Here is a 25,664-nt window from a genome sequence, read left to right as displayed (position 1 = left end):
CCCCCGTGCCCGCTCCTGCGCCCGTCGCCAAGGCACCGCCTGCGCCCGCGCCGGCCCCCGCCGCCGCGCCTGTCGCACCGCCCGTCAAGGTGGCCGCAGCCCCCGCGCCGGTTGCCAAGACGCCTGAACCGGCACCGGCACCAGCGCCTGCTGCAGCCCCGGCTTCCAACGCCGAGATCGAATCCGTCGTGCGCGGCTGGGCCTCGGCCTGGGCCAGCCAGGACATGGACCGCTACCTCGCCGCCTACGGCAGCGACTTCGTGCCCGCCGGCGGCCAGAGCCGCAAGGCCTGGGAAGAAGACCGCCGCGCGCGCATCGTCGGCAAGTCCAGCATCAGCGTGAACCTCGAGAACCTCGCGATCAAGGTCGACGGACAGACCGCCACCGCCAAGTTCCGCCAGATCTACCGCGCCGACAACCTCAACATCGCGAGCCGTAAGACGCTCGAGCTGCAACGCTCCGGCAACCAGTGGCACATTCGCAAGGAAAGCGTCGGCGGCTAGTGGCAGACATCGTCCGGCGCGGCCGGCTTCAGACCCTCCCGTTCCCGTTGCGGAGCGGGAAGCTGCTCGCGGCCTTGACGGCCGCTTCTGCGCTCCTGCTGGCCACGCCCGGCGCCGCGCTCGCAGCCAACAACAGCAACAGCTCCAGCAGCAAGTCGGCCAACGCCAAGACCAGCGGCACCAAGGCCGCCAAGGCCGGCGGCAGCCGCGCGTCTGCCAAGGAAGCCCGAGGCGCCAAAGCCGGCAGCGGCGCCAGCAAGATGCAGCTGCAAGCCAAGGGCAAGCGGTCCGCCGTCGCAGCAGACAACGCGGGCGCCACGCGCCCGGCCCGCAAGACCGCCAGAACCGCCGCGCCGCTGCAGGAAGCCAGCGGCGCCGAGGCCCGCCTGATCGGCGTCTACGAACTGTTCGGCCGCGGCAAGACCCGCGAGGCGCTGGCCAAGGCCCAGACCCTCGTGCGCGACCACCCGAACTTCCAGCTCGCGCAGCTCGTGTACGGCGACCTGCTCGCGGCGCAAGTGCCGCCCTCGAACGCCATGCCCGACACCGCGGGCATCGCGCGCCTGCGCGGCAACCCGGCCATGGTCGAGCTGCACGAGGAATCGCGCCGCCGCCTGCAGGCCCTGCGCGAACGCCCGCCCGCCGGCACCGTGCCCTCGCAGTTCCTCACCCTCTCGACCCGCAGCCGCTTCGCCATTGCCGTCGATGCCTCGCGCTCGCGGCTGTACCTGTTCGAGAACTCCGACAAGGGCCTGAAGCTCGTCGCCGACTACTACATCTCCGTCGGCAAGTCGGGCACCGACAAGGCCGTCGAAGGCGACGCGCGCACCCCGCTGGGCGTGTACTACATCACCAGCAGCCTCGACCCGCGCTCGCTGAAAGACTTCTACGGCGCCGGCGCCCTGCCCATCAACTACCCCAACCCGTACGACGTGCGGCGCGGCAAGACCGGCAGCGGCATCTGGCTGCACGGCACCCCGCCCCAGCAGTTCGCGCGGGCGCCGCTGGCCAGCGACGGTTGCGTCGTCATGGCCAACCCCGACCTCAAGCAGTTGCTGCGCAAGGTCCAGATCGGCGCCACCCCCGTCGTCACCGCGCGCAGCCTGCAATGGATTTCGCAGCCGCAGGCCGAAAAAGAAACAAAGAAATTCGCCGATTCAATTACCGCCTGGAAAGACGCGCGCGCCAGCGGCAATGAAGCGCAATTGAAAAAATTCTATTTGCCGGATTTCCAGCGCGCCAGCCGCAAGCCCGTCGATGCCGATGGGGTACTCCGCGACGAATTGACCTACGCACAAGGTAAACGAGTGCAAATCAAGGACACGTCGTACCTGCACTGGCGCGACACCGAGGACACCATGGTCGCCACCTTCGGCGAGGTGTTCGAGGGCGAGAAGAACGGCCGCACCCGCCGCCAGTACTGGCTCCGCCAGGGCGGCGAGTGGAAGCTCTTCCACGAAGAAATCCTCGGCTGAGCCCACATCACCGAAGGGGTCTCGGCCCCAAAAGTGTGATTTATTGCCCAAACGGAGCCGTCTTGTCGAGTGTTACAAATTGCACTCCTAGGTACCGCGCTACGTAACACGTAACGGGTATGTTCCCGTAACGTTCAACTTCCGGACGTTCCCGCGCCCGTAACGCGTTCCCCTCGTCCATGCCAGCGTGCATGCGGTTTACAGAGGGAAACGAACATCTCCAGACTGTGAATAAGTGACCTTTTCTGCCCCGTTGTGGGGGCCGAACGAGGCTGGCCGCCTTCCTGCTTTACCCCTCCGAGTAGCACATCCGGGACTCGATCCGGTGTGTTTCTCCTGTTGATACACGGAGTTACGCTGTATAACATCCACCGTGCCAGCCTTTGTTAACACTTCCTTTCAGGAGATCACCATGCTTAGTTCTATTACTCGTTTTCTGCGCGATGAAGAAGGTGCTACTGCAATTGAATATGGAATTATTGCGGGGCTGATTTCGGTTGTCATGATTACGGCGATTACCGGCACCGATGGGATCGGCAAGAAAGTCGAAGCCCTCTGGATCGATATCAAGGCAGCCCTCCCAGCAGCCTGACGACCAGACAAAGCAATGACATCGGTGTATTTGATGTGGTTGCTCTTCGTCATCGTCTATGACCTGAGGCAGCGCCGCGTCCCCAACTGGCTTGTGCTTGCAGGCGCTTTTTCAGCGCTTGCAACACTCGCGTTGGGCGTGGGGCCCCCCGGGCAAGATTGGCCCATGGCTCTGCTTGGTGGAGCAATCGGCTTCGGCTTTCTGCTTGTTTTCTACGCTTTCGGTCTGATGGGGGCAGGCGATGTGAAGTTCGCTGGTGCTCTCGGTCTGTGGGTGGGCCCGTGGGCGTTGATGCCAATCTGGGCCATCGGCAGCCTGCTTGGTGGCCTGCATGCCGTGCTGTGGCTGGGCCTTCGGCGCTGGCCCATTTCCCAGCGAGCTTCGCTCATGCTTTTCGGGCCGTCGCAAATCCCCACCGACTCAACACCCACTCGGGTGCGCTTCATTCCTTATGCGGCCTACCTTGCACTGGCCGCTGCGATATGGATGGTTTGGGGTCGACAGAGCGGGTAAGCACTTCCCGCCACCACGAGTTGTTCATTGATAGCTCCTTGATTGCCCTGAAACGCCACCATGATCAACCTCACCAAAATCATCGCAGCCATCCTCGTGCTTCTGGCGCTTGCGCTCGGAGGCTACGCGTGGATGCTCAGCCGCACGGCCCCTCCGCCCGCCATGCCAACACCGTCGGCCGCGGCAAACCCAAGCAAGACTCCTCAGGCACAGACCTTCCCCGTCGTGGTTGCCGCGAAGGCCTTGCCCGCAGGGCAACCTATTCCCCTGGATGCACTGCGCGTCGAACGTCTGCCGATCAACCCCGCAGGCGCCTTCCAGGAAACGGCACCGCTCGCCGGTCGGGTCCCTGTGATCGACCTCGGTGAGGGCTCCCCGCTTCTGCAGGGCCAACTGGTGTCCGGGCTTGCATTGCGCGTGACCGAAGGTGAACGTGCTATCGCGGTCAAGGCCGATGAGACAACGGGGGTTGGCAACCGGGTCCAGCCCGGCGACTTCGTCGATGTCTTCCTGATGCTCAAGTCCGATGGCAAAGACATCGATCGCAGCCAGGCTCGCCTGCTGCTGTCTCGCAAGCGCGTCCTCGCCTACGGCACCGCGTCCGTAGACGGTCTGCCCTCCAAGACAGACAAGAATGCCGGCGCACAGGCGCAGCGCCCCGAAGCGGTCCGGACTGCCGTGCTTGCCGTGCCCGTGGAGGACATCAACCGGCTGACTCTCGCCGAAAACAGCGGTCGCCTGCTGTTGGCGCTTCGCAACCCCACCGACATGTCCGAGCCCGACCCGAAGCTGTTCGCCGACCTGCCTCCAGCTCTCCAGCCCGTGCCGCCCAAGGGTGGCGATTCGCGCCGCACTCCCCTCGAAGGCCTGGACCGCGCGCAGGCGGGAGTGACCACGGCCGATTTCGTCACCGGTGGCAAGCCCGGCGCAGTGCGGTCACCGGCCTCGGTGGGCGCGACGCGCCCGACGGCTCGCGCCGCCAGCCCCGGCGGCGGGCTCAAGGTCGAAGTCATCCGCGGCGACCGCAGCGAAACCATCAACTACTGACCCGATCAGCCATGCGCGCCAAGCCCATGCATGCCTTGCAGGAAACGAACACCATGACGCTCGCCCCTCGCGCGAACACACACGGCCCGGCGCATCCCTTGCGCCTGGCAATCGCGGGGCTGTGCCTGCTGACACCGAGCGTCTGGCCCGTCGCCTCCGCAGCGGCAGACGTCGATGCAGGCGGCTCGTCACGCCCTGCGCTGCAACTGCGGATGGACGCAGGGGCACAACGCGAACTGCTGATTGCCAAGGGCATCGACCGTATGGCCATCGCTGACGAAACGGTCGCCGGGGTCGCCGTGACGCGGCAGTCACCGAACTCGCCCGCGGCCCGCCTGATCGTGACGGGCAAGGCAGGAGGCAAGACCACGCTCATGGTCTGGGAAAAAGGTCAGCCGAACGCTACGGTCTACGCGCTCGAAGTACGGCGACGCGCCCCCACCGTCACCGGCTCGCTCAGCAGCATGGATGCCCATCAGGAGGCACGCGATGCAGCCATGGCGAGCACCGGAGAAAAATCTACCCTGATCGATCGCTCCATCGTGAACGTGCGAAGCAACACCGTGCAGGTCGAGGTCAAGATCGTCGAGTTCAACCGCAGTGTGCTCAAGCAGGCAGGTCTCAACATCTTCAGCACCCGCGCCAATTCCAATGGCTTCAGCTTCGGCGTGTTCACGCCCGCGTCTCTCAAGACGGTGTCATTTGCACCCACGGGTGGGCTCAGCGGGGAATACAACAACCCGCTCGCACAGGCTTTCAGCCTCCTGTTCAACTTCGGAAAAGCGGGCATCGGCCTCAACGTCGGCTTTCTCGAAGGCAACGGCATGGCCCGCGTCCTCGCAGAACCCACGCTCGTGGCGCTGTCGGGCCAGAGCGCAAGTTTTCTCGCGGGTGGCGAATTGCCGGTCCCGGCACCGCAGGGCCTGGGCACCACGAGCATCGAATACAAGCCCTTCGGCATCGGACTGACACTCACCCCCACCGTGCTGTCCAACGAGCGAATCGTGCTCAAGGTCGCGCCCGAGGCAAGCGACCTCGACTACACCAATTCACTCAGCATCGGCGGTGTCGCCGTTCCCGCCATCAGCACGCGCCGCGCCGACACGACCGTTGAACTCGGCGACGGCGAGAGCTTCATCATCGGCGGCCTGGTCAGCCGCACGACCACCTCAAATGCAGACAAGGTCCCGCTGCTCGGCGACATCCCCGTCCTGGGTACGTTCTTCAAGCAGACCAAGTACCAGATGAGCGAGAAGGAACTGGTCATTCTGGTCACGCCGCATCTCGTGAAACCCATCGCGCGTGGCACGGAGCTTGGCCCTTATCTGCCGGGCGGTGCAGAACAACGCGACGGCCCCGTCTGGCGCGCTCATCTGCTGGGACCGGCATCGGGAACGGCTGTCCCGGGCTTCTCGCGCTGATACGCCTGCGGTGAACGACACCATGAATGCCCCCCGCGACAGCCTTCCCGAGATCGGGGCAGAGACCTATCTCTTTGCCTCGCCGCACGGCAAGCACATCACGTGGCTGACCGATGCACTCGGGCGGCAGGGAACGGTGGTGATGCTGTCCCCCGACGCCAACTCGCTCGATGAGCGAATTGCACTGCTGGGGCCGGCAGCAATCTTCATCGATTTTTCCGGCGACCACGCCGGCACAGCGAGCGAACTCCATCAGCGGCTGAAGCGCGACTGGCCTGCCCTGCCGGTGCTGGCCGCGGGTGTCTCCGCCGAACCCGCGTCGATGCTTGCTGCGCTTCGCGCCGGCGTGGACGATTTCATCGACATGAGCGCTCCGGCGACAGACGCGGTCACCACGCTGCGCAAGTTGCTCGATCGCCGTGGCAGTGGGCCACAGGACGGCACACGCGGATACACGCTCTCACTGCTTGGCGCTCGCTCTGGCATCGGCGTGACGACGCTCGCCACCAGCCTGTCGCTGTTGCTGAACGACCAGTTGTCCCAAGCGGCCAAGCAGGCAGGGCCTCGCAACTCGCGCCAAGGGGTTGCACTGCTCGATCTGGGCCTGCCGTCCCGAGACGGCCTCCTCTATCTCGACACCCAGAGCAGCTTCAGCTTTGTCGATGGCGTTCGCAACCTGCGCCGCCTCGACCAGACACTGCTGCAGACCGCGTTGGCTCATCACGCAAGTGGCGTGGCGGTGCTTCCCCTGCCGACCAGCCTCGCGCAGGTACGCGAGATCTCTCACGCGGACTCTGTGGCATTGATCAAGCGGCTCTGCGACTTCTTTGACTTCCAGGTGGCCGACCTGGGCGGATTCTCGACCATCGATTTCGTTGCCCAGACGGTGAAGGCCACCCAACGAAGCCTGGTGGTGTGCGATCAAAGCATCGGCGCCATCGTCTCCACGGCAAACATGCTGAAGGAGCTGCGTGCAAGAGGCGTGGAGACCGAGCGGCTTTCGCTTGTGGTCAACAAGTTCGACCACCAGGTCGGGCTGCCCGCCAAGGACATCGCCGCCCGGCTCGAACTCCCACTGCACCATGTGTTGCCCGCCCGCGGCACACAACTGATGGCCGCCGCCAGCCGCGGCGAAATGCTGGTTCGCACCGCACGCAATGACGCGTATTCGCAGGCCGTCGCCAGCCTGGCCCGCGGCTTGAAGCAGGAATACATGCCCGATCCGGGCCACTCCCCGACCAGGGAGTCCGGTTGGGCGACGCGGATATCGCAGCTCGTCGGGCTCCGGAAGAGCTCTAGTGAAGGTTGAATCTCTCATGTCCACCGACCTCGAATTTGCCGACGACGATCAGACGTTCATCAACTCCCAACAGTTCCAGGACATCAAGAGTTGGACGCACGACCATCTCCTGAGTCGCATCGAAGAACTCGGAGCAGAGTTCGGTCGCTGGTCGCGGGCATCCATCCAGCAGTTCGTCGAACTGGAGGTCGACAGCTTTGTGCGCCTGCGCCGCGTGCCGATCAACGACCGCGAGATGCAGCTCATCGCCGATGCGCTGACGAAGGAGCTGGCAGGTTTCGGCCCGCTGGAAGACTTGCTCAACGACCCGGCCGTCGAGGACATCCTGATCAACGGCTACCAGAACGTGTATGTGTCCCGCCACGGCATGCTGGAGCGCGAAACCGTTCGCTTTGCCGACTCGGAGCATGTGATGCGCATCGTGCGCCGCATCCTCGCGCCGCTTGGCCGCCGGCTCGACGAATCCAACCCGATGGTCGATGCGCGCTTGCCGGACGGTGGCCGCATCAACGTGATCATCGAGCCTTTGGCGATCGATGGCTTGTCGGTGTCGATCCGAAAATTCAGGAAAGAACCGCTCACACCGGCCGACCTCGTGAAGCTCGGCACCTTCGACGCCGGCATGGCGCAACTCCTGGAAATTGCCGTCCGCGCCCGTTGCAACATCCTCGTGAGCGGCGGCACCAGTTCCGGCAAGACCTCGCTGCTTAACGCACTCGCAAGTTTCATCCCAGCGAGAGAGCGCGTCATCACCATCGAAGACACGGCCGAACTCTCGCTTGGAACGAGCCATGTCGTGCGCCTCGAAAGCCGTCCGGGTGGCTTCGACGGTGCCGGTGTGGTGTCCATCCGCGATCTGCTGCGCAACAGCCTGCGCATGCGTCCCGACCGGATCATCGTGGGTGAGGTCCGCGGCGCCGAAGTGATCGAGATGATGCAGGCGATGAACACGGGTCACGAAGGCTCGATGGGCACGATCCACGCCAGTTCGCCGCGCGAGTGCCTGTACCGCCTCGAGATGCTGGCGGGCTTCGCTGGCTATCAGGGCAGCGAGGTCAGCTTGCGGCGACAGATCGCCAATGCCATCGATTTCATCGTCCAGATTGGTCGGCTGTCGAATGGCCAGCGGCGCATCATCTCCCTGAGCGAAGTCACCGGCGTCAATGACAACGTCGTGGCGATGCAGGAGCTCTACCGTTACGAGCCGATCGCATCGCCCGACGGCGAGGAGCGCGATCGTTGGGTTTCGCTGGGCATTGCCCCGCACTCTCCAAAGATCGCACGGTTCCGGCAGTCGCTTGCGCGAGCACAGCAAGGGGACCAGCGTGCGTGAAGGCCTGCTGATCCTCGCCTGCATCGCGCTGCTCTTCGCCGCGGCGGGGCTGCTGCTGTGGCAATGGGCAAAAAAGCGCCAGGTACGGCAAGCAGCAGAGCGTCATCTGAACCATCAGATCCAGGCCAGCACCGCGGCCCCCACACCGGTCGCTGCGCCATTGCGGGACTCGCCTGGCGCAGGTCTCACGACGGGTGTCATGACTGATCCCTGGCTAGAGGCGGAGGCCAACGCAGCAACGGCTGCAGCGCCCTCTGGACTGATCGAAAAAGCGTTGCCTGGCTGGTTGGTGGGTGTGATCTCCCCGCAGATGGTCGTCTTGGGCATTTCAGTCGTCGTTCTTCTTGCCAGCGCGGCAGGACTCTTCGGCGGCTGGATCGCGGGACTGAGCGCCCTCGGCATGTTGGTGCTTTTGGCAATCTTTGCAGTCTGGCTGCTGTTGCAGAAATCTCGCCAGAAGCTGATCGGCCAGTTGCCCGCCTACATCGACGCGATGGTCCGGCTGATCACCATCGGCAACTCCACGCAGGCGGCTTTTCAACTGGCCATCGCCACCACCCAGGCACCTCTGCGAGGTCACCTGGAGCGCTCTGCGTCGCTGGTGCGGGCGGGCATGGACCTCGACCGCGCCCTGCATCAAACCGCAAGCAACGTCCGCATCGAGGAGATGTACCTGCTGGCCTCCATCCTCGGATTGGGCGTGCGCTACGGAGGCCGCTCCGACCTTCTGCTGGAGCGGGTGGCGAACTTCATGCGGGACCGTGAACAAGCGGAAGACGAACTCTCTGCCATGTCATCGGAAACCAGGCTTTCCGCCTGGATTCTCGGTCTGCTCCCTGTGGGCGTGGCGACCTTCTTCATCCTGACCAATCCCAGCTATTTCATGGGCATGTGGAACGATGGTACGGGTCGCAACACGATCCTCCTCGCAGCTGGCTTTCAACTGTTTGGAGCAGCACTCCTGTATCGATTGGCGAGGCTGACATGACGTTCACATCCAACCAGTTGGCGATCTTGAGTCTTGCATTGCTGGCTTTAGGGCTGATGGCGGGAGCCGGCGCACTGATTGCATCCGAGCTTCGACGAGCACGCAGCGGGCAGGTCATCGGGAGGGCCATCGACCAAGCGGGAAAGACGTCTGGCCCTTCGGTGGTTTCCACCGAGGCAGAAGAGTTGTTCAGTGCACCCAAGCCCGACATCGACCTCCCATTTCACTGGCTCGACTCGCGTTTCGGCCGGGCACTGGTGGCAGACGAAGACCGAGACCTCATCGATCAATGCGGTCTTTCCTCCAAACGAGCCCAGTTGATCTTTCTCGTGACACGGGTTTTGCTCGCATTCATTCTTCCCATCCTCGTGCATGTGCTGTGGAGCGCGGGGCATACACAGCGCACGGTCATCATGGGTCTCGCATTGGCCTTCGTCATCGGCTTCATGACACCCAAATGGGTTCTCGGTCGCTTCGCCGCCATGCGGTGCGAGCGCGTGAACCAGGAGCTGCCGCTGTTCATCGATCTGCTCCGACTCCTCCAGGGTGTCGGCTTGAGCCTTGACCAAAGCCTTCAGATCATGGCCAGCGACTTCTCGCATGTGCTGCGCGTGCTCGGTTATGAACTGAACCTGGCCAACAACCAATACAGCCGAGGCCGCAGCCGCGAGCATTCGCTGCATCGCCTAGCGACCTTGCACAAGAACGAGAACCTTCGCGGACTCGTGTCCCTGCTGGTGCAAGTGGACAAGCACGGCGGTGCCGTGCAGGAACCCCTGCGAATCTTCAGCGATCGGCTGCGCGAGCATCGGCGCTCGGAAATGAAAGAGCGCATTGGAAAGATCACAGTCAAGATGACCGCGGTCATGGTGACCACGCTTTTGCCGGCGCTGATGATCGTCACGGGCGGACCGGCCTTCCTCGCGATCTATCGTTCATTGGGAGCCGCCGCCAAATGAAGAAGCCCGACCATTCCGTGTCCTCGCAACCCCTGCGCCGCACACGCCCGCTCCTTTTTGTGATCGCCGCCATGGCGCTTGCCGTCTCCGGGTGCGCGGGGTTGAAGGACCAATATGCCGCCAGCACGGATGCACAACAGCGCGCAGCGGCCGAAGTCGCTGCCGATGCCAAGGCTGGCACGACCGTCGATACGCAGGCCACTTATCTGAAGCTTGTGGACCAGATGCAGAAGGAAGATCTGTGGTTTGCCTCGCTCGCGCACATCGACGCACTCGAGCAACGTTGGGGGGTGTCGCCGGAGTCCACGCGCGTACGCGCTGATGCGCTGCGCCAGACAGGTCAGGCCGCCCCTGCGGAAACTGCCTACAAGCGCTTGCTTGGAACATCGCTGGAAAGCGCAGGCTACCGCGGCCTGGGACTTCTCGCAGGCTCGCGCGGAAACTATGCAGAGGCGGTCCAACTGCTCACACAGGCCCAACGTCGCAGCCCGACCGATGCGCTTCTTTTGAGCGATCTGGGCTACGCGAACCTGCGCGCCGGTCGACTCGAAGACGCACGCCTTCCGCTCATGCAGGCGTTGCAATTGCGCCCGGACAGTACGCAAGCACAGGCCAATGTTGCTCTCTATCTGGAAGCGACCAACCAGCAAGATCAGGCACGCGCCTTGATGGACGCGAACCGCATGTCCGAGGCAACGCGGCGTGCCGTGCGCGAAGCAGCATTGCAGATCCGCACATCGGGTGGATCTGTCGAGCCCGCAGCCCTCCTCGGCCCTGCTTCAACGCCCGTCGCGGCATCGGGATCTCCCCGCACCGAAACCACGGCCGCACCCTTGGCGCTCAAACGAGCGCGCTGGTCCGGCGCAAACAACCCGCCTGACGCTGCTGGCCGGTTGAATACGGCAGCCACATCGACCACCGAGATGCCTCTTTCACTGAACTCGACCTCACGAGGTACGCCATGAATTTCCCATCTGCCGACCGCGACGCCTCCCGACTCATCGGGACGATGGCTGCGGCCTTCCTCTTCGTGAGCACGTCTACCTTTGCGCAAGGGAGCGCGGTGGATTCGAAGGCAGCGACGACCACCGCCTCGAGCACGGCGAAGACGCCCGAGGCCGCAACAGTTGGTGCTCAACCCAAGCAGGATCAGCCCACTTCGCAGGCCCAGACGGCCGAGCCCGAAGAATTCGATCCCTCGTCGATGCAGATCGGCGATGCGACGCAAGGCCTGCTTGCATGGCAGCGAAGCGGGGAGATTGCATCACCCACACCTCGCACTATCGCAGGTAGCGTCGCCGGCCGAAGCTATGAGCGTTACATCAAGAGTTTCGAGCATTCGATCCCCGAGCGCCTCGGCTCGACGGTGACGAACGGCGCCAGCGGCGCGAACTCGAAGGCTCGATAGGCAACAGCGTTTTCCTGCCACGCAGGGAAAGCATCGCGATGAAAAAACGCAATCTGACTCAATCCCGACATGCCCAGAATGGCGTGTATGCGATCGAGTTCGCGTTCGTTTTTCTGATCCTCTTCGCGCTGCTCTATGCCGTGTTCTGCTATGGCCTCCTGTTGACGATGCGAATGAGCTTGCAAAACGCTGCGGAAGACGGCGCTCGGGCTGGGCTGCGATATCAGAGCAACCTGGACAACCGCAAGACGGAAGCCAGTACCGTTGCGATGCAACGCAGCAACTGGTTGCCTCCAGCCCTGAAAGCGAATCGGGCTGTAGCTGTAACCATCTGCGTTGCTGGAGGGGATGATTGCCCGCCAGCATCACCTGCTTGTGGCCCCACCTGGAGCAGCCGCTGCCAGATGGTCGTGACTGTGTCGGTCAGCGGCATCGACACGTTGTTTCCCGCACTCCCCAGCTTTGCCATGCCCAGTCAGATCGCAGGCAAAGCCAGCATGTTGCTCGACGGAAGGCCGCTATGAGATCCGTCCTGCAGAAATCGAAGCAAATGCCCCTCCGTTTGCAGCGAGGCGTCGCTGCGATCGAGTTCGCTCTCGTCTTCAGTGTTCTGTTCCTGGGCATCTATGGTCTCGTGACGTTCTGCGGCGTGCTCTATGTCCAGCAAGTGGTCTCTCGGGCAGCGGAGGATGGGGCAAGAACGGCTCAGATTTTGGGTGGGAACATTTCTACGGCAGATTTACAAGCGAACGTACGGACAGCGATCTACCGATCGCTGGCGTTGTCAGCCATCACCCCGATCACTGCAGGTGGAACTCCTTCAGCCAAGGAAACCTGGATTCGTGCGCGTATGGCGGATACCCCACCTGCGGTCAACCTTCTGCCAGCAGAAGTCGAGATCAGGGTGAGCTATCCCTATCGCGCCAATCCACTGGTTCCGCCGCTCCCGTTGACCGCGAGTTGGATGCCTGATCGCCTGTCCGGCAGGGCCACTGCATCCAGATAGATCCTCCTCTTAGGGGTAAAGCAATGCAGTCATTCATCCGGGGATCCGGCCGACGCCAAGTCGGGTCGGTGGTCATCAACGCGGCGATCGCCCTCAGCCTGCTCGTCATCTTTCTTGTCGGCACCGAGTTGGGCTATCTCTTCTTTCTGAAGCGTGAGCTCCAAAAAACGGTGGACCTCGCAGCACTGGCGGGCGCTCAGGCATTAAGACCTTCCGAGTGCGGTGTTGCCCAGCGGGCCGCACAGGACAACGCAGCAAAGAACTTTCCTGCTGGCATCAATCCTCTGACAGACGCCGAAGTGGTCTGCGGTAACTGGGATCGAGTTTTCAATGCACCACCGCTTCATTTCGTAGCACCGACTTCTGGTGAAAAGCTGAATGCTGTTCGCATCTCCATCACGCGAAATCCCACGCTCCTTCCATTCTCTTTCACCGGCACGACCAACAGAACGATCGCGGTCACCGCACTCGCTCATCAGTCCATCCCGCAAGCAATGCTCAGCATCCGAAGCACGCTGCTCACTCTGGACACTGATAAATCCCCCCTATTGGACGCAGTCTTTGGGAAGCTCCTCGGAGGCAGCGTGGCTCTCACCGCTGCAGGATGGCAAGGCCTGGTCACGACCCAGATCAACCTCTTGTCATTTCTGGATGCACTTGCACTTCAAGTGGGGCTCCAAGCCGGTCAGTATGAACAGGTACTCAATACCAAGGTCACGGCAGGAAAGTTGCTAAAAGCGCTGGCCACTGTTCTTGAGAAAAACGGCGCTCTTGCAAACGCTGCACTCAGCGGCTTCAACGACATGGTGGGTCTGACGGCCCAGGTTTCCAATGTGGAATTGACCGTGGCCGAAATACTTGGAATTGCTACGGGCACCCCCAGTAGTGCCTTGGATCTGAGCTTGCAAGCATTCCAACTCACTCAGGCTTTCGTTCAACTCGCAAACAGTCAGCACGCGGTGGCCGTCAGCGCTCCCTCGAACCTACTTGGGCTGGCCAATGTTCGCACCACCATCAAGGTCATCGAACCTCCGCAGAATTCTGCTATCGGAAATCCGGAACTTGCCATGCTGGACCCACTCGGCCCGGATGGAATTCGCGTTCGAACGGCTCAGGTGCGAGCCTTGATATCCGTAGACTTTACGACGGCTCTTACTGGTATTACCAACCTGGTCAATGCGGTTCTCGACCTCACACTGCCCGTAACGAATCTTCTCAACAGCCTCTTGCATCTGGACTTGGTTGGCGCGCTGAGCAACGTTCTGTGCATCGGGTGTGAAGACAAAATCACAGACCTTCGACTGGTTTCCTCGCCATTCCGAATCGATGTCAATATTGACGTTGCAGCGGGCAAGGCACGTGTCGACCGTTACAGCTGCGCGGCAAACGGTAGCAAGACACTCTCTACTATCGCAAACACCTCTGCCATCGATCTGCGTGTGGGAAAGATTGGCAACAGCCCCGAGGAGGCCGTGGCGAAGGCTTTTCTTCGGAAAGATCCGCCGGACGTTGAACCCATCCCCCTCGTCGACATCGGCTCCATGACGGTCCGCAAGACATGCATTGCATTTCTTTGCGGCTACTCTTGGAAAAAAGGAAACACTTGGGTTGACGACAAAAGCAAAGCGGATCGAGCCGCTTTCGCGGGCGGCGGTATCGGCTTGATGACCAACGCGCCTGTTTTAGGCTCATCCGATACGCTCGATTTCGCTGCCCCAATAGATTCGGGGTTGCCCAACATTTCTGCTACGCAGATACCCACACCGTATCAACCAGTTGTCGCCAACAACATTGTTGGCAGCCTCAGCCATACATTGGCCAACATCGACATCCATATGTACGAGCCTTCAGTGGATAGCGCCTTGGGCAATCTGCTTTTTGGCGTCGGCAACACAATCGATGCGGTGGTGACATTGCTTCGTCAGGTCATTTCTTCCGCACTGGCGCCCGTTCTGGATCCCTTGGTCAACGCATTGATCACAGCACTAGGCATTGATCTCGCAAAGACTGAAGTGGGTGCGCGACTCACATGTCAGGGTGGCGCGCAACTGGTTTATTGAATCGTTTTATGAGTGCCTCCAACTTCGACGAACTCGACCTCTTTGTCTGGGAAGGCAAAGCCGACATCCTCGACCGCATTGCGCGGTGCATGGCGAGCTTCGACGTGGAAGTCATCCGGGCCGATGGCCTGCCGCCTCCTCAGCAGGACCGCGGTGTCGCGCTGCGTCCTTCCGTCGCGATCATCAGCGTCACCGTCATCGATGGCGGCGGTCTTCCGCACGCGACCGAGCTGCTGCAAGGCATGCCCGTGATCTGGGTCGCTGCCGCCTCGCGCGAGCGCGACTCGCGCACGTATCCACCCGAGTACCTGCACGTCCTGCCCTACGACTTCACCTGCGCCGAGTTGCGCACGATGGTGGCCAAGCTGGTGCGCCAGCTGCGTGCGCGCGATGTCGCGCCGCAGGCGCCCGACGTGCTGGTGGCGCATTCCGATGCAATGAAAGGGCTGCTCGCCGAAGTGGGCGCCTTTGCGGACTGCAACCATCCAGTGCTGGTGCGCGGCGAGACCGGCGTGGGCAAGGAGCGCATTGCGCAGCAGCTTCACATCGGGCACCAGCAGTACGGCAAGGGCGCGTTCGTGGCGGTGAACTGCGGTGCGATTCCCGATGGGCTGTTCGAGTCGCTGTTCTTCGGCCACACGAAGGGCTCGTTCACGGGTGCCGTGCATGCGCACCGCGGGTACTTCGAGCAGGCCACGGGCGGCACGCTGTTTCTCGATGAGATCGGTGACTTGCCGCGCTACCAGCAGGTGAAGTTGCTGCGCGTGCTCGAAGACAGCGCGGTCACGCGGTTGGGCGCGACATCGCCGATCCGCGTCGACTTCCGGCTCGTGGCGGCGACGAACCGCAACCTGCGCGAGATGGTGGCGAGCGGCGAGTTTCGGGCCGATCTGTTCTACCGGCTCGCGGTCATCGAGCTGCATGTGCCGAGCCTCGAAGAGCGCGGCGAGATCGACAAGATCGCGATCTTCAAGGCGCTTCTGGCGAACGTGCTCGGCGACGAGCTCGAGGCTTTGGGCGAGACGCCGCACTGGCTCAGCGATGCGGTGGCCGAAACCTATTTCCCCGGCAATGTGCGGCAGCTGCGCAACCTCGCGGAGCGCGTGGGCGTGATCGCGCGGCAGTTGCACAGCTGGGACCAGAACCTGATCCAGCGCGCGATCGCGCTCACGCGGGGCACGCCGGCACCGGCTGCGCTGGCCACGGACCGCAACGGCACGGGGGTCCCGCTCGATGCGAATGGCGACCGCAAAGGCTGGAACAGCAGCGAGCGCAACCGCATCATCGCGGCGCTCGAGATCAACGACTGGAAGCGCCAGGACACGGCGCAGCACCTGGGCATCAGCCGCAAGGTGCTGTGGGAGAAGATGCGCAAGTACCAGATCCTCGACGGCGAGCCCGGTATCCCCGAAGAGACGTAACTAGCTCGCCCCCAGGCTGCGCGGCACTTCGTGTCCGCTTCTCCTTCCCCCTACCGGGGGCAACACCTGAGGCCCGGCAAAGCCGGTTCCTCGGTGTTTCGCGAAGGGGCTTCGCTGCGCTTGCCTCGTCGGCTAGTTGGTTCCGAGGCGCGTTGACCGGCGCAGCGGCGGGTTCGCAATCGATGCGCCCGGTGCGCGGTCGACCAACGGTTCGCTCGCGCAGGTCGTGTTGCTCGAGATGCACAGCGCGCCCAGCAGGCCGTCTTCGGTCAGCACGTTGCGGCTCGGGGGGCCGAAGATGCGGTCGATCCAGTTGTTGGCGCCGATGGGGTCGATGCGCAGTTCGCCGGTGGTGCGCGCCAGGCGCAGTTCCGAAATGCGCAGGTCGAACACGCCGTCGATGTAGTCGAACAGCAGGGTGTAGTAGTCGAGCTGGGCATCGAGCACCTGGGGCAGGGTCTCGCGGCCGAATTCCATGAGGCGGCGGCGGCCGCGGAAGGCCTGGCCCGAGGTGCTGACGGCTTCCATCAACTGGCGCTCGCGTTCGCGGCCGGCCACGGTGCGGGACCACGACGACGCGGTGAGCTCCATCAGGTTGAGCTTCACGCCCTCCATCTTGGCCTCCTGGTTCGCCACTTCGGCCAGGGCGCCCTTGAGCTTGAGCTGGCGATCGAAGCCGTTGCCGAAGTTCCAGTTCAATTCAAACGCGGCGCGCGTGGGATCTTGCGGCGACACGCCGCGCGGGTCCTTGCTCTTCACGACGACGGCGTCGAGCGTGGGGTACAGGCTGGCTTCGGTCTGGTCGACCAGCGCGCGCGCACGCGCCACGCGGCCCTGGGCTTCGGCCAGTTCGGTGCTGCGCGCTTCGGCGCGGCGCAGCGCTTCTTCCTGCGAGCCGATGCGCCAGTGCGCCGGCGCGGCGAGCACGGGCAGCGATTCGGGCGCGGGCGAGAACTTGAAGTAGTTGCGGAACTTGGCCAGGGCCTCGTCGCGCTGGGCCTCGAAGTCGGACTCGCGCGCAGCCACGAGGGCGCGGCGCGAGGCGGCCATGTTGAGGTCGTTGTCGCCGCTCACGCCGAGCGCCACGCGGCGCGCCTCGGCCTTCGACAGGTCGGCCACGACTTCGGTGGCGCGGTGCGCGATCTGCTTCTTCAGGTCGAAGCGCTGCACCTGCAGGTAGGCGGTGAGCGCGTCGAGCACCACTTTCTGCGACGTGGTGGTAACGGCCTCGTCGTCGGCCTGGTTGCCGAATTCGGCGGCGCGTTGCGCCGCGCTCATGGCGCCGCCGTCGATCAGGCTCACGCGCGCTTCGGCGGTGAGCACGGTGTAGTTCTCGCTCTTCGCATCCTTGGCGCCGCTGCTGTAGGTGCCCGAGGAGGTGCCGACCTTGAAGCGCGGGTAGCGCGCCATGCGGGCCGCGTCGACGCCGAAGCTGCTGGTGTTGGCCGCGGCCTGCGCGGTCAGCACTTCGGGGTATTCCTGCGACAGCGCGATGAGCGCCTGCTTCACGCGCTGCGCGTAGCTCGCGGCGCCAAGCGACGGTGACGACAGGCGGCGCGACAGTGCCAGCGCTGCAGGTGGCCCCTCCTGCTCCGGCGACGGTTGGGCATACGCGGTGGGCGGCAGCGCCATGCTGACGCACAAGGTCGCGCAGAGCACGCCCGGGGCGATGCGCGCGCGCCGGCCCGGCAACACGGGCTTGCTCATGGTTCGCGGAAGGCTTCGCGCCGCAGTTTGAGCACAGGCCGCAGGATGTACCAGATGAACGGATCGGTTCCCACGCGCAGGTCGACTTCGGACTCCATGCCGGCGGTGATGCGGTTTTCCGGCCGCCCCACGTGCGACTGCGACATGCTGATGAGCAGCCGGTAGTACGGCGCGCCGCTGGCAATGGCGGCGTCGCGATCGGCGTCGGCCGCCACAAGTTTGACCTTGCCGTCGACGGCGCCATAGCGCAGGTAGTCGTAGGCGGTGATCTTCACGCGCGCCTCCTGCCCCACTTCGACAAAGCCGCGGTCGTTCGGGTTAAGGCGCGCCTCGACCATGATCTCGTCCTCGTCGGGCACCACCTCCAGGATGGATTCGCCGGGCTTCACGACCCAGCCGGGGCTGCCGCTGCGCAGGCCCTTCACGATGCCATCCGCAGGCGCCTTCACCACCGTGCGCGAGCGCTGGGTGCGGGCGCGCGCGAGGTCTTCGCTCAGGCTGGCGAACTGGCGCTCGACAGTGGCCAGTTCGTCCGATGCGCGGCGGCGAAAGCGCCCCTCGGCCTCGGCCATCTTGGCCTGCGCCTCGGTGATGGCGGCCTGCGCCGAGATCACGCCCTGGCGCGCCACGGCAAGTTCGCTGCGCACGCCTTCGGCCTGGCGGCGCTTCTCGAGCACCTCGACCTGGCCGACGAGTTTTTCGCTGAGCAGCTGCTCGGAGATCTCCAGCTCTTTCTGCATCAGCGCGAGCCGGTCATTCAGGCCCTTGGCCTTGGCCTGCTGTTCGAGCTGCTTGCTGCGCGCCTGCTCCAGGCCCGACACGGCGCCGGCCATGACGCCGCGCTGTTCGAGCGCGCGCGCCTGGTAGGCGCCGACCTCGCCTTCGAGCACGGCTTCGTCGATGTCGGCATCGAACGAATCGCGCTTGAGCGGCTGGCCGCGGCTCTCGGCAATGAGCCGCACGCGCGTGGCCTGCGTGGCAGCGTAGCGCGCGGTGAGCTCCTCGAAGTTCAGGCCACTGCCGCCCAGGTCGATCTCGACCAGCGACTGGCCCTGTTTGACCTTGTCGCCTTCTTTCACGAGCACGTTGCTGACGATGCCGCCTTCCAGATGCTGGATCGACTTCACGCGGTCGGAGGGGATCACGCGGCCCGGTGCGACGACGACGGTTTCCATCGGAAAGCCGAGCCCCACAACCGCCAGCACCGCGACCGCGCCACCGATGATCCACTGGCGCCGCCGGCCTTGCGGCGTGGTCTGCGCCGCCTGTTTCTCGCTCTCGCCCTGAAGCACCTGCGGCAAGTCTGGTTTCAAAATCCCGTTCCCCTGTCTCTGTCTGTCAGTCGGTCGATCCGTGGCAACCACGAATCACGCATCGCGTGGCCTTCTTGCTCACGCCATCGAGCGCGAGGCGGCCGGGACGCCTGCATTGTTGCCGCTGCCGTCGTCGGTGGTGTCGCCCAGCGCCACCAGCGGCTTCTTCACACCGAAGAGCTTGGGCACCATGACGGCGGCGGAGCCGATTTCCACGTTGCCCTGGCCGGTGACGTGATAGACGGCGGTGGCCGCCGACACGATGCGCAGCGAGTGCGTGACCACGACCACAGTGCGCACCTTGGCCACCGCGAGCATGGTCGCGAGCAGGTTGCGCTCGCTTTGAAAGTCGAGGTCGTTGCTGGGCTCGTCGAGCACCAGCACCGAGGGCTTGCGCAGGAAGCTCATGGCCAGCGCGAGCTTGCGCCGCTCGCCGACCGAGAAGCCGGTGCCGCCCTCGCCCACCACGGTGCGATAACCGTCGGGCAGGCGCGAGATGAAGTCGTGCGCGCCCGAGAGCTTGCAGGCCGCCACGATCTGCTCGTCGCTCTGGCCCGGCGCGCCGCGGCGCATGGTGTCGACCAGCGGACCGCCGAACCAGTACACCTCTTGCGAGAGGTAGCTGATCCAGCGCGACAGCTCTTCGCGGCCGAACTGCGAGAGGTCGTACTCGCCGATGCTCACCACGCCATGCGTGGGCGTGTACAGGCCCGACAGCAGCTTCACGAGCGTCGACTTGCCCGCGCCGTTGCGCCCGACGATCACATGCAGGCCGCCAGGGCCGATGTCGAGGTCGACGTTTTCCAGCACGGGCTGCGGTGCGTCTTCGGTGAAGCTGAAGCTCACGTCCTTGAGCGTGACGCGGCCCAGCGGCTGCGGCAGCGCCATGCCGGTGGGCGCCTTCTCGACCGGCTCGCCGAGCACGGTCTCCAGCCGCTTGGCGGCTTCCTTGGCGGTGGCCAATGCGCGCCAGTTCGACACCAGCCCGGCCACCGGCTGCAGCGCCTTCAGCGCGAGCATGTTGGAAGCAACGAGGCCGCCCACCGTCATCCACTGCTGCATGACGGCAATGGCGCCGACGGTGACGACGATCACCGAAAACACGGTGAGCAGCACGGTGGTGCCGTCGCGCGCGGTTTCGATCTGGCCGTTCTTGCCGAAGCTCTCGCTGAGCCAGGCGTTGTAGGTCTGCTGCCAGACCTCGATGGTCGGGCCGTCGTTCGACTGCGCCTTGAGCGTCTCGCGCGCATGGCAGATCTCGGAGGTGATGCGATCGAGCCCGCGCCCGCGCAGCACTTCTTCGACGCGGCCGGCGCGCACTTCGTCGGCCCACCACCAGGCCAGGAACGCCATGATGGCCAGGAAGGCCGCCACCACGGGCAGCACCGGCAGCGCGACGATGCCGATCACGATCAGCGCGAAGATCGCCATCGGCAGGTCGAAGATCGATTGCGCGAGCCCGCCGGTGACGGTGCCGCGCACCGCGCCCACGTCGCGAAAGAACAGCTGCCAGGACGAGGCCGGCCGCGCCTCGAGCGCACGCAACGGGCGCCCGAGCATGGAGTGCAGCAGCGCGCCCGACACGCCGTGGTCGACGGTGGCGCCCGCGTTGCGCAGCAGGCGCGAGCGGCGCGTGCGCAGCCAGAACTCGATGCACAGGAAGAACAGGATGCCGCTCACCAGCGCGGCGAGCGTGGAGACGCCGCTGCGCGAGAGCACGCGGTCATACACCTGCAGCAGGAAGATCGAAGGCAGCAGCCCGAACAGGCTGATGGGCAGCGACAGCCAGGCCGCGCTCTTGACGAGCGGGTAGGCCGCGCGAAACGCATCGTTCAGCGCACCGGCATACGGACTGGCGCCGGGGACTTCCGGCCTGTCGGCAACCAGCTGGCTGGGCAAGAGGAACTTGATCATGGAGAAAGACCGATCCGTCGGGCAACGACGCCTGCATCATTATCAACTGTTACCCGACTGTTACAAGGCAAAAATTCGCCTCTGACGCCTCTCAGCATCGGTGGGTGCGAACCTGCGCCGGACCGGTCGTTTCCGCGCCGCGCGTTCCTTGCGGCGCGGCGTTTTCCCTGAGCGTGCAATTCATCGTTTTGTGGGCATGGCTGTGGGTCGCGGTGCGGCCGGACGAGCCCGGCAGGCCTTCGGCAAAAACGAGGGCGATGTTGGCGCACAGCAGCATCAGCAGCACCCAGGCGCACAGCAGCTGCAGCCAGCCCAGCCACCAGCGCCGCGGGGGTACCTCGCGTTCGGATTCATAGGGGATGTGGACCAGTGCGTTCCATCTCATGGCAGTGCTTTCAAAACCCGGGCCAGCCGGGAAAGACCGACACCCGCGGAGCTCTTCGCCAGCACCCAGTCGCCTGGTTGCAGCAGCCCGCCGAGTGCGGTGGAGAGGTCGGACACATCGACAAACCAATGGGAGCGAACCTTGGTGCGGATGCGCGTGTGAAGCGCCCGCATCAAAGGTCCGCACAGGAGCACGCGGTCAGGTTGCGACGCCAGCAACTCGGCCTCCAGATCGAGGTGATGGCGTTGCGCCGCGGGCCCCAGCTCCTGCATGTCGCCCAGAATGGCCACCCGGCGCGCAGGCTCGCAGGGGGCTTGTGACAGCAACTCAAGCGCCGCCCGCATCGAACTCGGGTTGGCGTCGTAGGTTTCATCGATCAGCTTGAAGCTTCCGCCGCCGATGTGAATGGTGTGCAGCGCACCGCGTCCGCCCGGCGGCTCGAAGTGCGCAAAGGGTTCGACGGCGGCGGCCAGCGGCAGGCGCAGCGCCTGCAACGCGGCCAGCGCGGCCACGGCACTGGCGCCCATGTGGCGGCCCGGCGCATTCAGGCGCAGCTGGAAGGGCTCGCCGGCCACCTCGGCCTGCACCTCGCCGTGGTCGAAGGCGAGCAGGCGCACGTCGGCGTCCTTGTGCTCGCCGTAGGTCACGATCTGCAGCTGGTGCGCCATCGCGGCTTCGGCGAAGGTGGCGAACTCGGGCATGTCGCGGTTGAGCACCACACGGTCGCCCGCGGCCATGGCCTGGAACATGCGGCAGTCGAGCCGCGCGGCGGCCTCCGACGGGCCGCGGTGCTTCTGCGATGCAGCCGACAGCCCCGTCACCACAATGAGCGACGGTCGCATCAGCTGCGCCGAGGCCGGCATGTGCGAGGTCCCCATCTCGAGCACCCAGTAGGCGGCATGGCGCGGCATGCAGGTGAGGTTCCACGCGATGCCCGACGGCAGGCTGATGTTGCCTTCGGGCTGCGCCACCTCGCCCCACACGGTGAGCGCGCCGGCCAGCATCGCGGCCACGGTGCTGCTGCCCGCGCCGCTGCCGAGCACGCCGCAGACACGGCCGGTGAACTCGGTGCGCGCGTGGTCGCCCAGCTCGAGCACGGCCTGCAGCACATTGGGCACCTGCAGCACGGGCACGCGCTTGTCCAGGTGCGGCTTGGGGTCGGTGCACAGCACGGCCGCGGCCGGCTGCAGCACGCCCTTGAGCGTGACGGCGGCCAGCGGCGTCTTCGAGGGCCGGGCCTGGTGTTCGAACACCACGCGGCCCTTGCGCATGAAGGTGCGCTGGGTCACGCCGGTGGCGCGCCAGCCGTCCTCGGGCTTGACCACCCATTCGCCGCCGGTCACGCGCGCCATCTCGCTGGCCGTCCAGACCGCGCCGTCGTCACGCACGCCGCCACCACCGCCGGGGCCCGCGCCGCCGGGCTGGCTGCGCCGGTCGAGCAGGTAGCGGTGGTAGGCCGCGAAGCCGGTCACGTACTGCTCGACGTCGTCGATGCGCACGCGGAACGAGTGATGCCGCACGAAGAAGGCGCCGACGACCGTGGACGGCCGGCGGAAGTACATCGCCATCTCGGGCCAGAAGAAGCCGTTGAGCAGATAGTGCGCGCGGTAGTCGAGCGCGCGGTAGAACTTCTCGGTGTCCAGCTCGTCGAGCAGGTGCCGCATGGCGGGCATGCTCTCCAGCCGCTGCAGCATCTGCTGCGCCGCCAGCATGAGGCTGAGCAGCGTGGGAAAGGTGGTCTTGCGATCGAGCACGAAGTCCAGGTAGCCCGCCACGTTCTGCAGCCCGAAGCGGAAGTAGCGCTCCTGCGGGCTCCACTGCGTGAGCTCGTTCACGCAGCCGCTGAGCCAGTGGTCGTGCGACTGCCAGTGCTGGCTCGCAATGAAGTGGTCGAAGGCTTTCTCGACCGCGGCCAGCCAGCGCGGATCGCGCGTGAGGCCGTACAGGCGCATGAGACCGAAGGCCGCTTCGCCGTCGTAGAAGATGACGCGCGAGGCCTGCTTGAGCGACAGGTCGGCCGCGTGCAGCACGTGGTCGAAGCGCCCGCTGGCCGGGTCCTGCAGCGCCACGATGCCCAGCGCCAGCTTCTCGAGCAGCGGCAGCCAGTGGCGCGTCTCCATCAGCTCGCAATAGCGCACGAACATGCGCACGCAGGCCGCATTGCCGCCCAGGCGGATCTCGCCGCCGGTGTCGACCAAGTAGGCCACCTCGCGGCCGTCGGGCAGCGTGTAGTCGCGGATCAGCGCGTCGGTGAGGTGGTCGATAGCGCGGTCGATGGCCGCGCGCAGCGTGTCGTCGCGCGTGAGCTCCCAGGCCTCGAGCATGGCGTGCACGGTGCCCGCATGGCGCATCGCGTCGTAGGTCGGGATGCGGCGGTCGAAGCACGGGAAGTAGCCGTACACGAACAGGCCGTCGCTTTGCATCTGGCGCGCCAGGTACGACGAGCCGCTGCGCACCAGCTCGAGCACTGCCTGCGGGTTGAGCGCCGGCAGCTGGCGGCGGCCCGCGTCGAGCCCCGTGCCCACGAGCTTGTGCACCACGCCGTCGGGCTGGCAGAACACGCCGACCGTGGCCAGCAGGTACACGGTGCGCTCGGACGACTCCTCCAGCGGCAGCGTGCGCTCGAAGCGCGCCTGCGCATAGACGTCGAAGTTGCGCACGTTCACCACCGAATGCGCGATGGTCGAATCGCCGCACAGCATGGCGTTGGCGTTGAGTTCCTGCTCGGTGAAGGCGAAGCCGAAGTCCTGGTCGAAGGCCAGGCCGAGCCGGAAGTAGTTGCGCTTGACCGCGGTGAGCTGGGTCTTGAACTGCGTCCAGTCCATGGGACTGGCGCCCTCGACCCAGTCGATGCGCAGCCAGGGCGAGACGATGCCGCGCTCGCGCACCCATCGCTCGACGAGGTCGGCGCCTTCGCGCCAGGCGGTCTCGAAGTCGTCGGCCCGCGCATGCACGACGTGCGCACGCTGGGAGCCGTCGCTCACCGAGAAGAAGAGCGTGAAGGCCGGGTACGGGGCAGGCAACGCCGCGCACACGGACACCAGGCGCTCGTGGCAGGCGTGGAGCTGGTCTGAGAAGGACATCATTCGGCCCCGGTCGAATGCGGGCGAAGGCCGGTCGCGTCCGTCATCTGCTCTCGCTTGAATGACGTGATCGCGGACCGGAAACCGCCCGTGAAATCATCGCGTGCTCCCGATTCAGCGGTAGCTGAACTCGGCGCGACGATTGAGCTGATGGCCCTCCTCGGTGGTGGCAAGCGATGCGGGCTTTTCAATGCCCCAGCTGACGGCTTCGATGCGTTCGCCCGGCACGCCCATCTGCGTGAGCATGCGTTGCACGGCCTCGGCGCGGCGCTGGCCGAGCGCAAGGTTGTACTCGCGGCCGCCGCGCAGGTCGGTGTGGCCTTCGATCACGACCCGGCTCGCCGGCCGGTTGCGCATGTAGCCCGCGTGCGCCTCGACGATGCTGCGGTCGCCCGTCCTGACGTCGTATCGGTCGAAGTCGAAGTAGACGATCTTGGCCGGTGTGTTCGGCGGCGGCGGCGGGGGTGCCGGCTCCACCTTGGGCACTTCGCGCACGCTCTTGTTGGAGTAGTAGTAGGTCGCGTCGTCGCGGCCGCCCTTGGGAGGCACACCGCAGGCAGCGAGGCTTGCGCCCATTGCCACGAGGGCCAGTATCCGGAAATTCTTGTTCATGACGGTCCTTTCGCGGGACGGGCCGCTGACGGCCCGTCCCTGTCTGCTTGCTATCGAGGTTTCCCTTCCTCCTTCTTCGTGTCCTTGGATCAGCCCAGCAGGCCGTGCAGGATGTTCGTCACGGGTGCCAGGGCACCGCCGGCCGGGCTGCTGTGGTCGACCAGGCTGGTGATCGGGGTGAGCACGTTGTCGAGCACCGGAGCCACCGTGTGTTCGACCGTGTCCAGCACACCGGTCACGACCGCGGCCACCGGGGCTGCCGGGGTGCCGGCAAGGATGTCGGTCACCGGTTCGACCGCGTGGGCCACGGTGTCGACCACCGTCGAGACCACCGAGCCGGCCGAGCCGTCCAGGAGGCTCGTCACCGGTTCCAGGATGCCGGCCACCGGTTCGGCGCCACCCGTCAGGCCGCCGAGCAGGCCGCCCACGAGACCGTCGGCACCGAGCAGGCTGCCGACCAGGCCGTCGTCACCGAGGACGCCGCCGAGCAGACCGCCTTCGCCGCCGCCGAGCACGCCGCCCAGGAGGCCGCCGTCACCGCCGAGGACCCCACCGAGCAGGCCGTCGTCGCCCAGCACGCCGTCGAGCAGGCCGCCGGCGTCGCCGCCGGTCACGCCACCGAGC

General features: G+C 65.1%; 22 protein-coding genes and 1 pseudogene. 16 read left to right on the top strand and 7 right to left on the bottom strand.

The window, feature by feature from the left end; all coding sequences use genetic code 11:
• From VBO01S_RS32750 to VBO01S_RS22670, 16 genes are all read left to right on the top strand, one after another.
• A partial coding sequence (locus VBO01S_RS32750; protein WP_169805080.1) for a L,D-transpeptidase Cds6 family protein occupies positions 1-503 on the top strand: 503 nt, incomplete at its 5' end.
• Positions 503-1,978, top strand: a complete 1,476-nt coding sequence (locus tag VBO01S_RS22730) for a L,D-transpeptidase family protein (RefSeq protein WP_370681609.1) — start codon at positions 503-505, stop codon at positions 1,976-1,978. The genes VBO01S_RS32750 and VBO01S_RS22730, both read left to right, overlap by 1 nt.
• Before the next feature lie 412 nt (positions 1,979-2,390).
• Positions 2,391-2,570 carry a Flp family type IVb pilin gene (locus VBO01S_RS31940; RefSeq protein WP_082818239.1) on the top strand — a complete coding sequence of 60 codons (180 nt, stop codon included), beginning with the start codon at positions 2,391-2,393 and terminating at the stop codon, positions 2,568-2,570.
• A gap of 15 nt (positions 2,571-2,585) precedes the next feature.
• The gene (locus tag VBO01S_RS22725) at positions 2,586-3,083 is read left to right on the top strand and encodes an A24 family peptidase (RefSeq protein WP_062479692.1); all 498 of its coding nucleotides are present in this window, start codon (positions 2,586-2,588) and stop codon (positions 3,081-3,083) included.
• Between the two features lie 60 nt (positions 3,084-3,143).
• Positions 3,144-4,130 carry a Flp pilus assembly protein CpaB gene (gene cpaB / locus VBO01S_RS22720; RefSeq protein ID WP_062479691.1) on the top strand — a complete coding sequence of 329 codons (987 nt, stop codon included), beginning with the start codon at positions 3,144-3,146 and terminating at the stop codon, positions 4,128-4,130.
• An 11-nt stretch (positions 4,131-4,141) separates the two neighbouring features.
• Positions 4,142-5,551 (top strand): type II and III secretion system protein family protein, encoded by a 1,410-nt coding sequence (locus VBO01S_RS22715; protein ID WP_255221175.1) that lies wholly within the window; start codon positions 4,142-4,144, stop codon positions 5,549-5,551.
• 10 nt (positions 5,552-5,561) lie between these two features.
• The gene (locus VBO01S_RS22710) at positions 5,562-6,860 is read left to right on the top strand and encodes a CpaE/TadZ family protein (protein ID WP_255221174.1); all 1,299 of its coding nucleotides are present in this window, start codon (positions 5,562-5,564) and stop codon (positions 6,858-6,860) included.
• Positions 6,861-6,867: 7 nt separating this feature from the next.
• Complete coding sequence (locus tag VBO01S_RS22705) at positions 6,868-8,184, top strand: TadA family conjugal transfer-associated ATPase (RefSeq protein WP_062479689.1); 1,317 nt, start codon at positions 6,868-6,870, stop codon at positions 8,182-8,184.
• The gene (locus VBO01S_RS22700) at positions 8,177-9,172 is read left to right on the top strand and encodes a type II secretion system F family protein (protein WP_062479694.1); all 996 of its coding nucleotides are present in this window, start codon (positions 8,177-8,179) and stop codon (positions 9,170-9,172) included. The genes VBO01S_RS22705 and VBO01S_RS22700 overlap by 8 nt, the downstream gene beginning before the upstream one ends.
• Positions 9,169-10,131 carry a type II secretion system F family protein gene (locus VBO01S_RS22695; RefSeq protein ID WP_062479688.1) on the top strand — a complete coding sequence of 321 codons (963 nt, stop codon included), beginning with the start codon at positions 9,169-9,171 and terminating at the stop codon, positions 10,129-10,131. The genes VBO01S_RS22700 and VBO01S_RS22695 overlap by 4 nt, the downstream gene beginning before the upstream one ends.
• On the top strand, positions 10,128-11,096 hold the full coding sequence (locus VBO01S_RS31935) for a tetratricopeptide repeat protein (protein ID WP_255221173.1): 969 nt from the start codon (positions 10,128-10,130) through the stop codon (positions 11,094-11,096). Before VBO01S_RS22695 ends, VBO01S_RS31935 begins: the two co-directional genes overlap by 4 nt.
• Positions 11,093-11,539 carry a DUF3613 domain-containing protein gene (locus tag VBO01S_RS22685; protein WP_062479684.1) on the top strand — a complete coding sequence of 149 codons (447 nt, stop codon included), beginning with the start codon at positions 11,093-11,095 and terminating at the stop codon, positions 11,537-11,539. Before VBO01S_RS31935 ends, VBO01S_RS22685 begins: the two co-directional genes overlap by 4 nt.
• Positions 11,540-11,577: 38 nt before the next feature.
• Positions 11,578-12,063, top strand: coding sequence for a TadE/TadG family type IV pilus assembly protein (locus VBO01S_RS22680; RefSeq protein WP_062479682.1), 486 nt, complete (start codon positions 11,578-11,580; stop codon positions 12,061-12,063).
• Positions 12,060-12,545, top strand: coding sequence for a TadE/TadG family type IV pilus assembly protein (locus VBO01S_RS31930; protein ID WP_082818238.1), 486 nt, complete (start codon positions 12,060-12,062; stop codon positions 12,543-12,545). Before VBO01S_RS22680 ends, VBO01S_RS31930 begins: the two co-directional genes overlap by 4 nt.
• Before the next feature lie 23 nt (positions 12,546-12,568).
• Positions 12,569-14,605 (top strand): TadG family pilus assembly protein, encoded by a 2,037-nt coding sequence (locus VBO01S_RS31925; protein ID WP_082818237.1) that lies wholly within the window; start codon positions 12,569-12,571, stop codon positions 14,603-14,605.
• Between the two features lie 8 nt (positions 14,606-14,613).
• A complete protein-coding gene (locus VBO01S_RS22670) occupies positions 14,614-16,026 on the top strand; it encodes a sigma 54-interacting transcriptional regulator (RefSeq protein ID WP_062479678.1) in 1,413 nt (470 codons plus the stop codon).
• Between the two features lie 132 nt (positions 16,027-16,158).
• Here the strand turns inward: VBO01S_RS22670 and VBO01S_RS22665 are convergent, their stop codons facing one another.
• The 7 genes and pseudogenes from VBO01S_RS22665 to VBO01S_RS32745 all read right to left on the bottom strand — a co-directional run.
• Positions 16,159-17,733 (bottom strand): TolC family protein, encoded by a 1,575-nt coding sequence (locus tag VBO01S_RS22665; protein ID WP_062479676.1) that lies wholly within the window; start codon positions 17,731-17,733, stop codon positions 16,159-16,161.
• Complete coding sequence (locus tag VBO01S_RS22660; RefSeq protein ID WP_255221177.1) at positions 17,730-19,025, bottom strand: HlyD family type I secretion periplasmic adaptor subunit; 1,296 nt, start codon at positions 19,023-19,025, stop codon at positions 17,730-17,732. Before VBO01S_RS22660 ends, VBO01S_RS22665 begins: the two co-directional genes overlap by 4 nt.
• Positions 19,026-19,124: 99 nt before the next feature.
• Entirely contained in the window at positions 19,125-20,960 is a 1,836-nt protein-coding gene (locus tag VBO01S_RS22655; protein WP_062479672.1) for a peptidase domain-containing ABC transporter, read from the bottom strand.
• 91 nt (positions 20,961-21,051) lie between these two features.
• Positions 21,052-21,345 carry a hypothetical protein gene (locus VBO01S_RS22650; protein ID WP_062479670.1) on the bottom strand — a complete coding sequence of 98 codons (294 nt, stop codon included), beginning with the start codon at positions 21,343-21,345 and terminating at the stop codon, positions 21,052-21,054.
• On the bottom strand, positions 21,342-24,431 hold the full coding sequence (locus VBO01S_RS22645) for a glutamate ligase domain-containing protein (protein ID WP_062479668.1): 3,090 nt from the start codon (positions 24,429-24,431) through the stop codon (positions 21,342-21,344). Before VBO01S_RS22645 ends, VBO01S_RS22650 begins: the two co-directional genes overlap by 4 nt.
• A gap of 111 nt (positions 24,432-24,542) precedes the next feature.
• The gene (locus VBO01S_RS22640) at positions 24,543-25,040 is read right to left on the bottom strand and encodes an OmpA family protein (protein ID WP_062479666.1); all 498 of its coding nucleotides are present in this window, start codon (positions 25,038-25,040) and stop codon (positions 24,543-24,545) included.
• A gap of 89 nt (positions 25,041-25,129) precedes the next feature.
• Positions 25,130-25,664 (bottom strand): annotated as a pseudogene (locus VBO01S_RS32745) (hypothetical protein); the annotation flags it as partial.

This window comes from Variovorax boronicumulans NBRC 103145 (assembly GCF_001591345.1).
Classification (GTDB): Bacteria; Pseudomonadota; Gammaproteobacteria; order Burkholderiales; family Burkholderiaceae_C; genus Variovorax; species Variovorax boronicumulans.
Note: the sequence above shows the minus strand (reverse complement) of the source record. Positions and strands in the feature narration are given on the sequence as shown.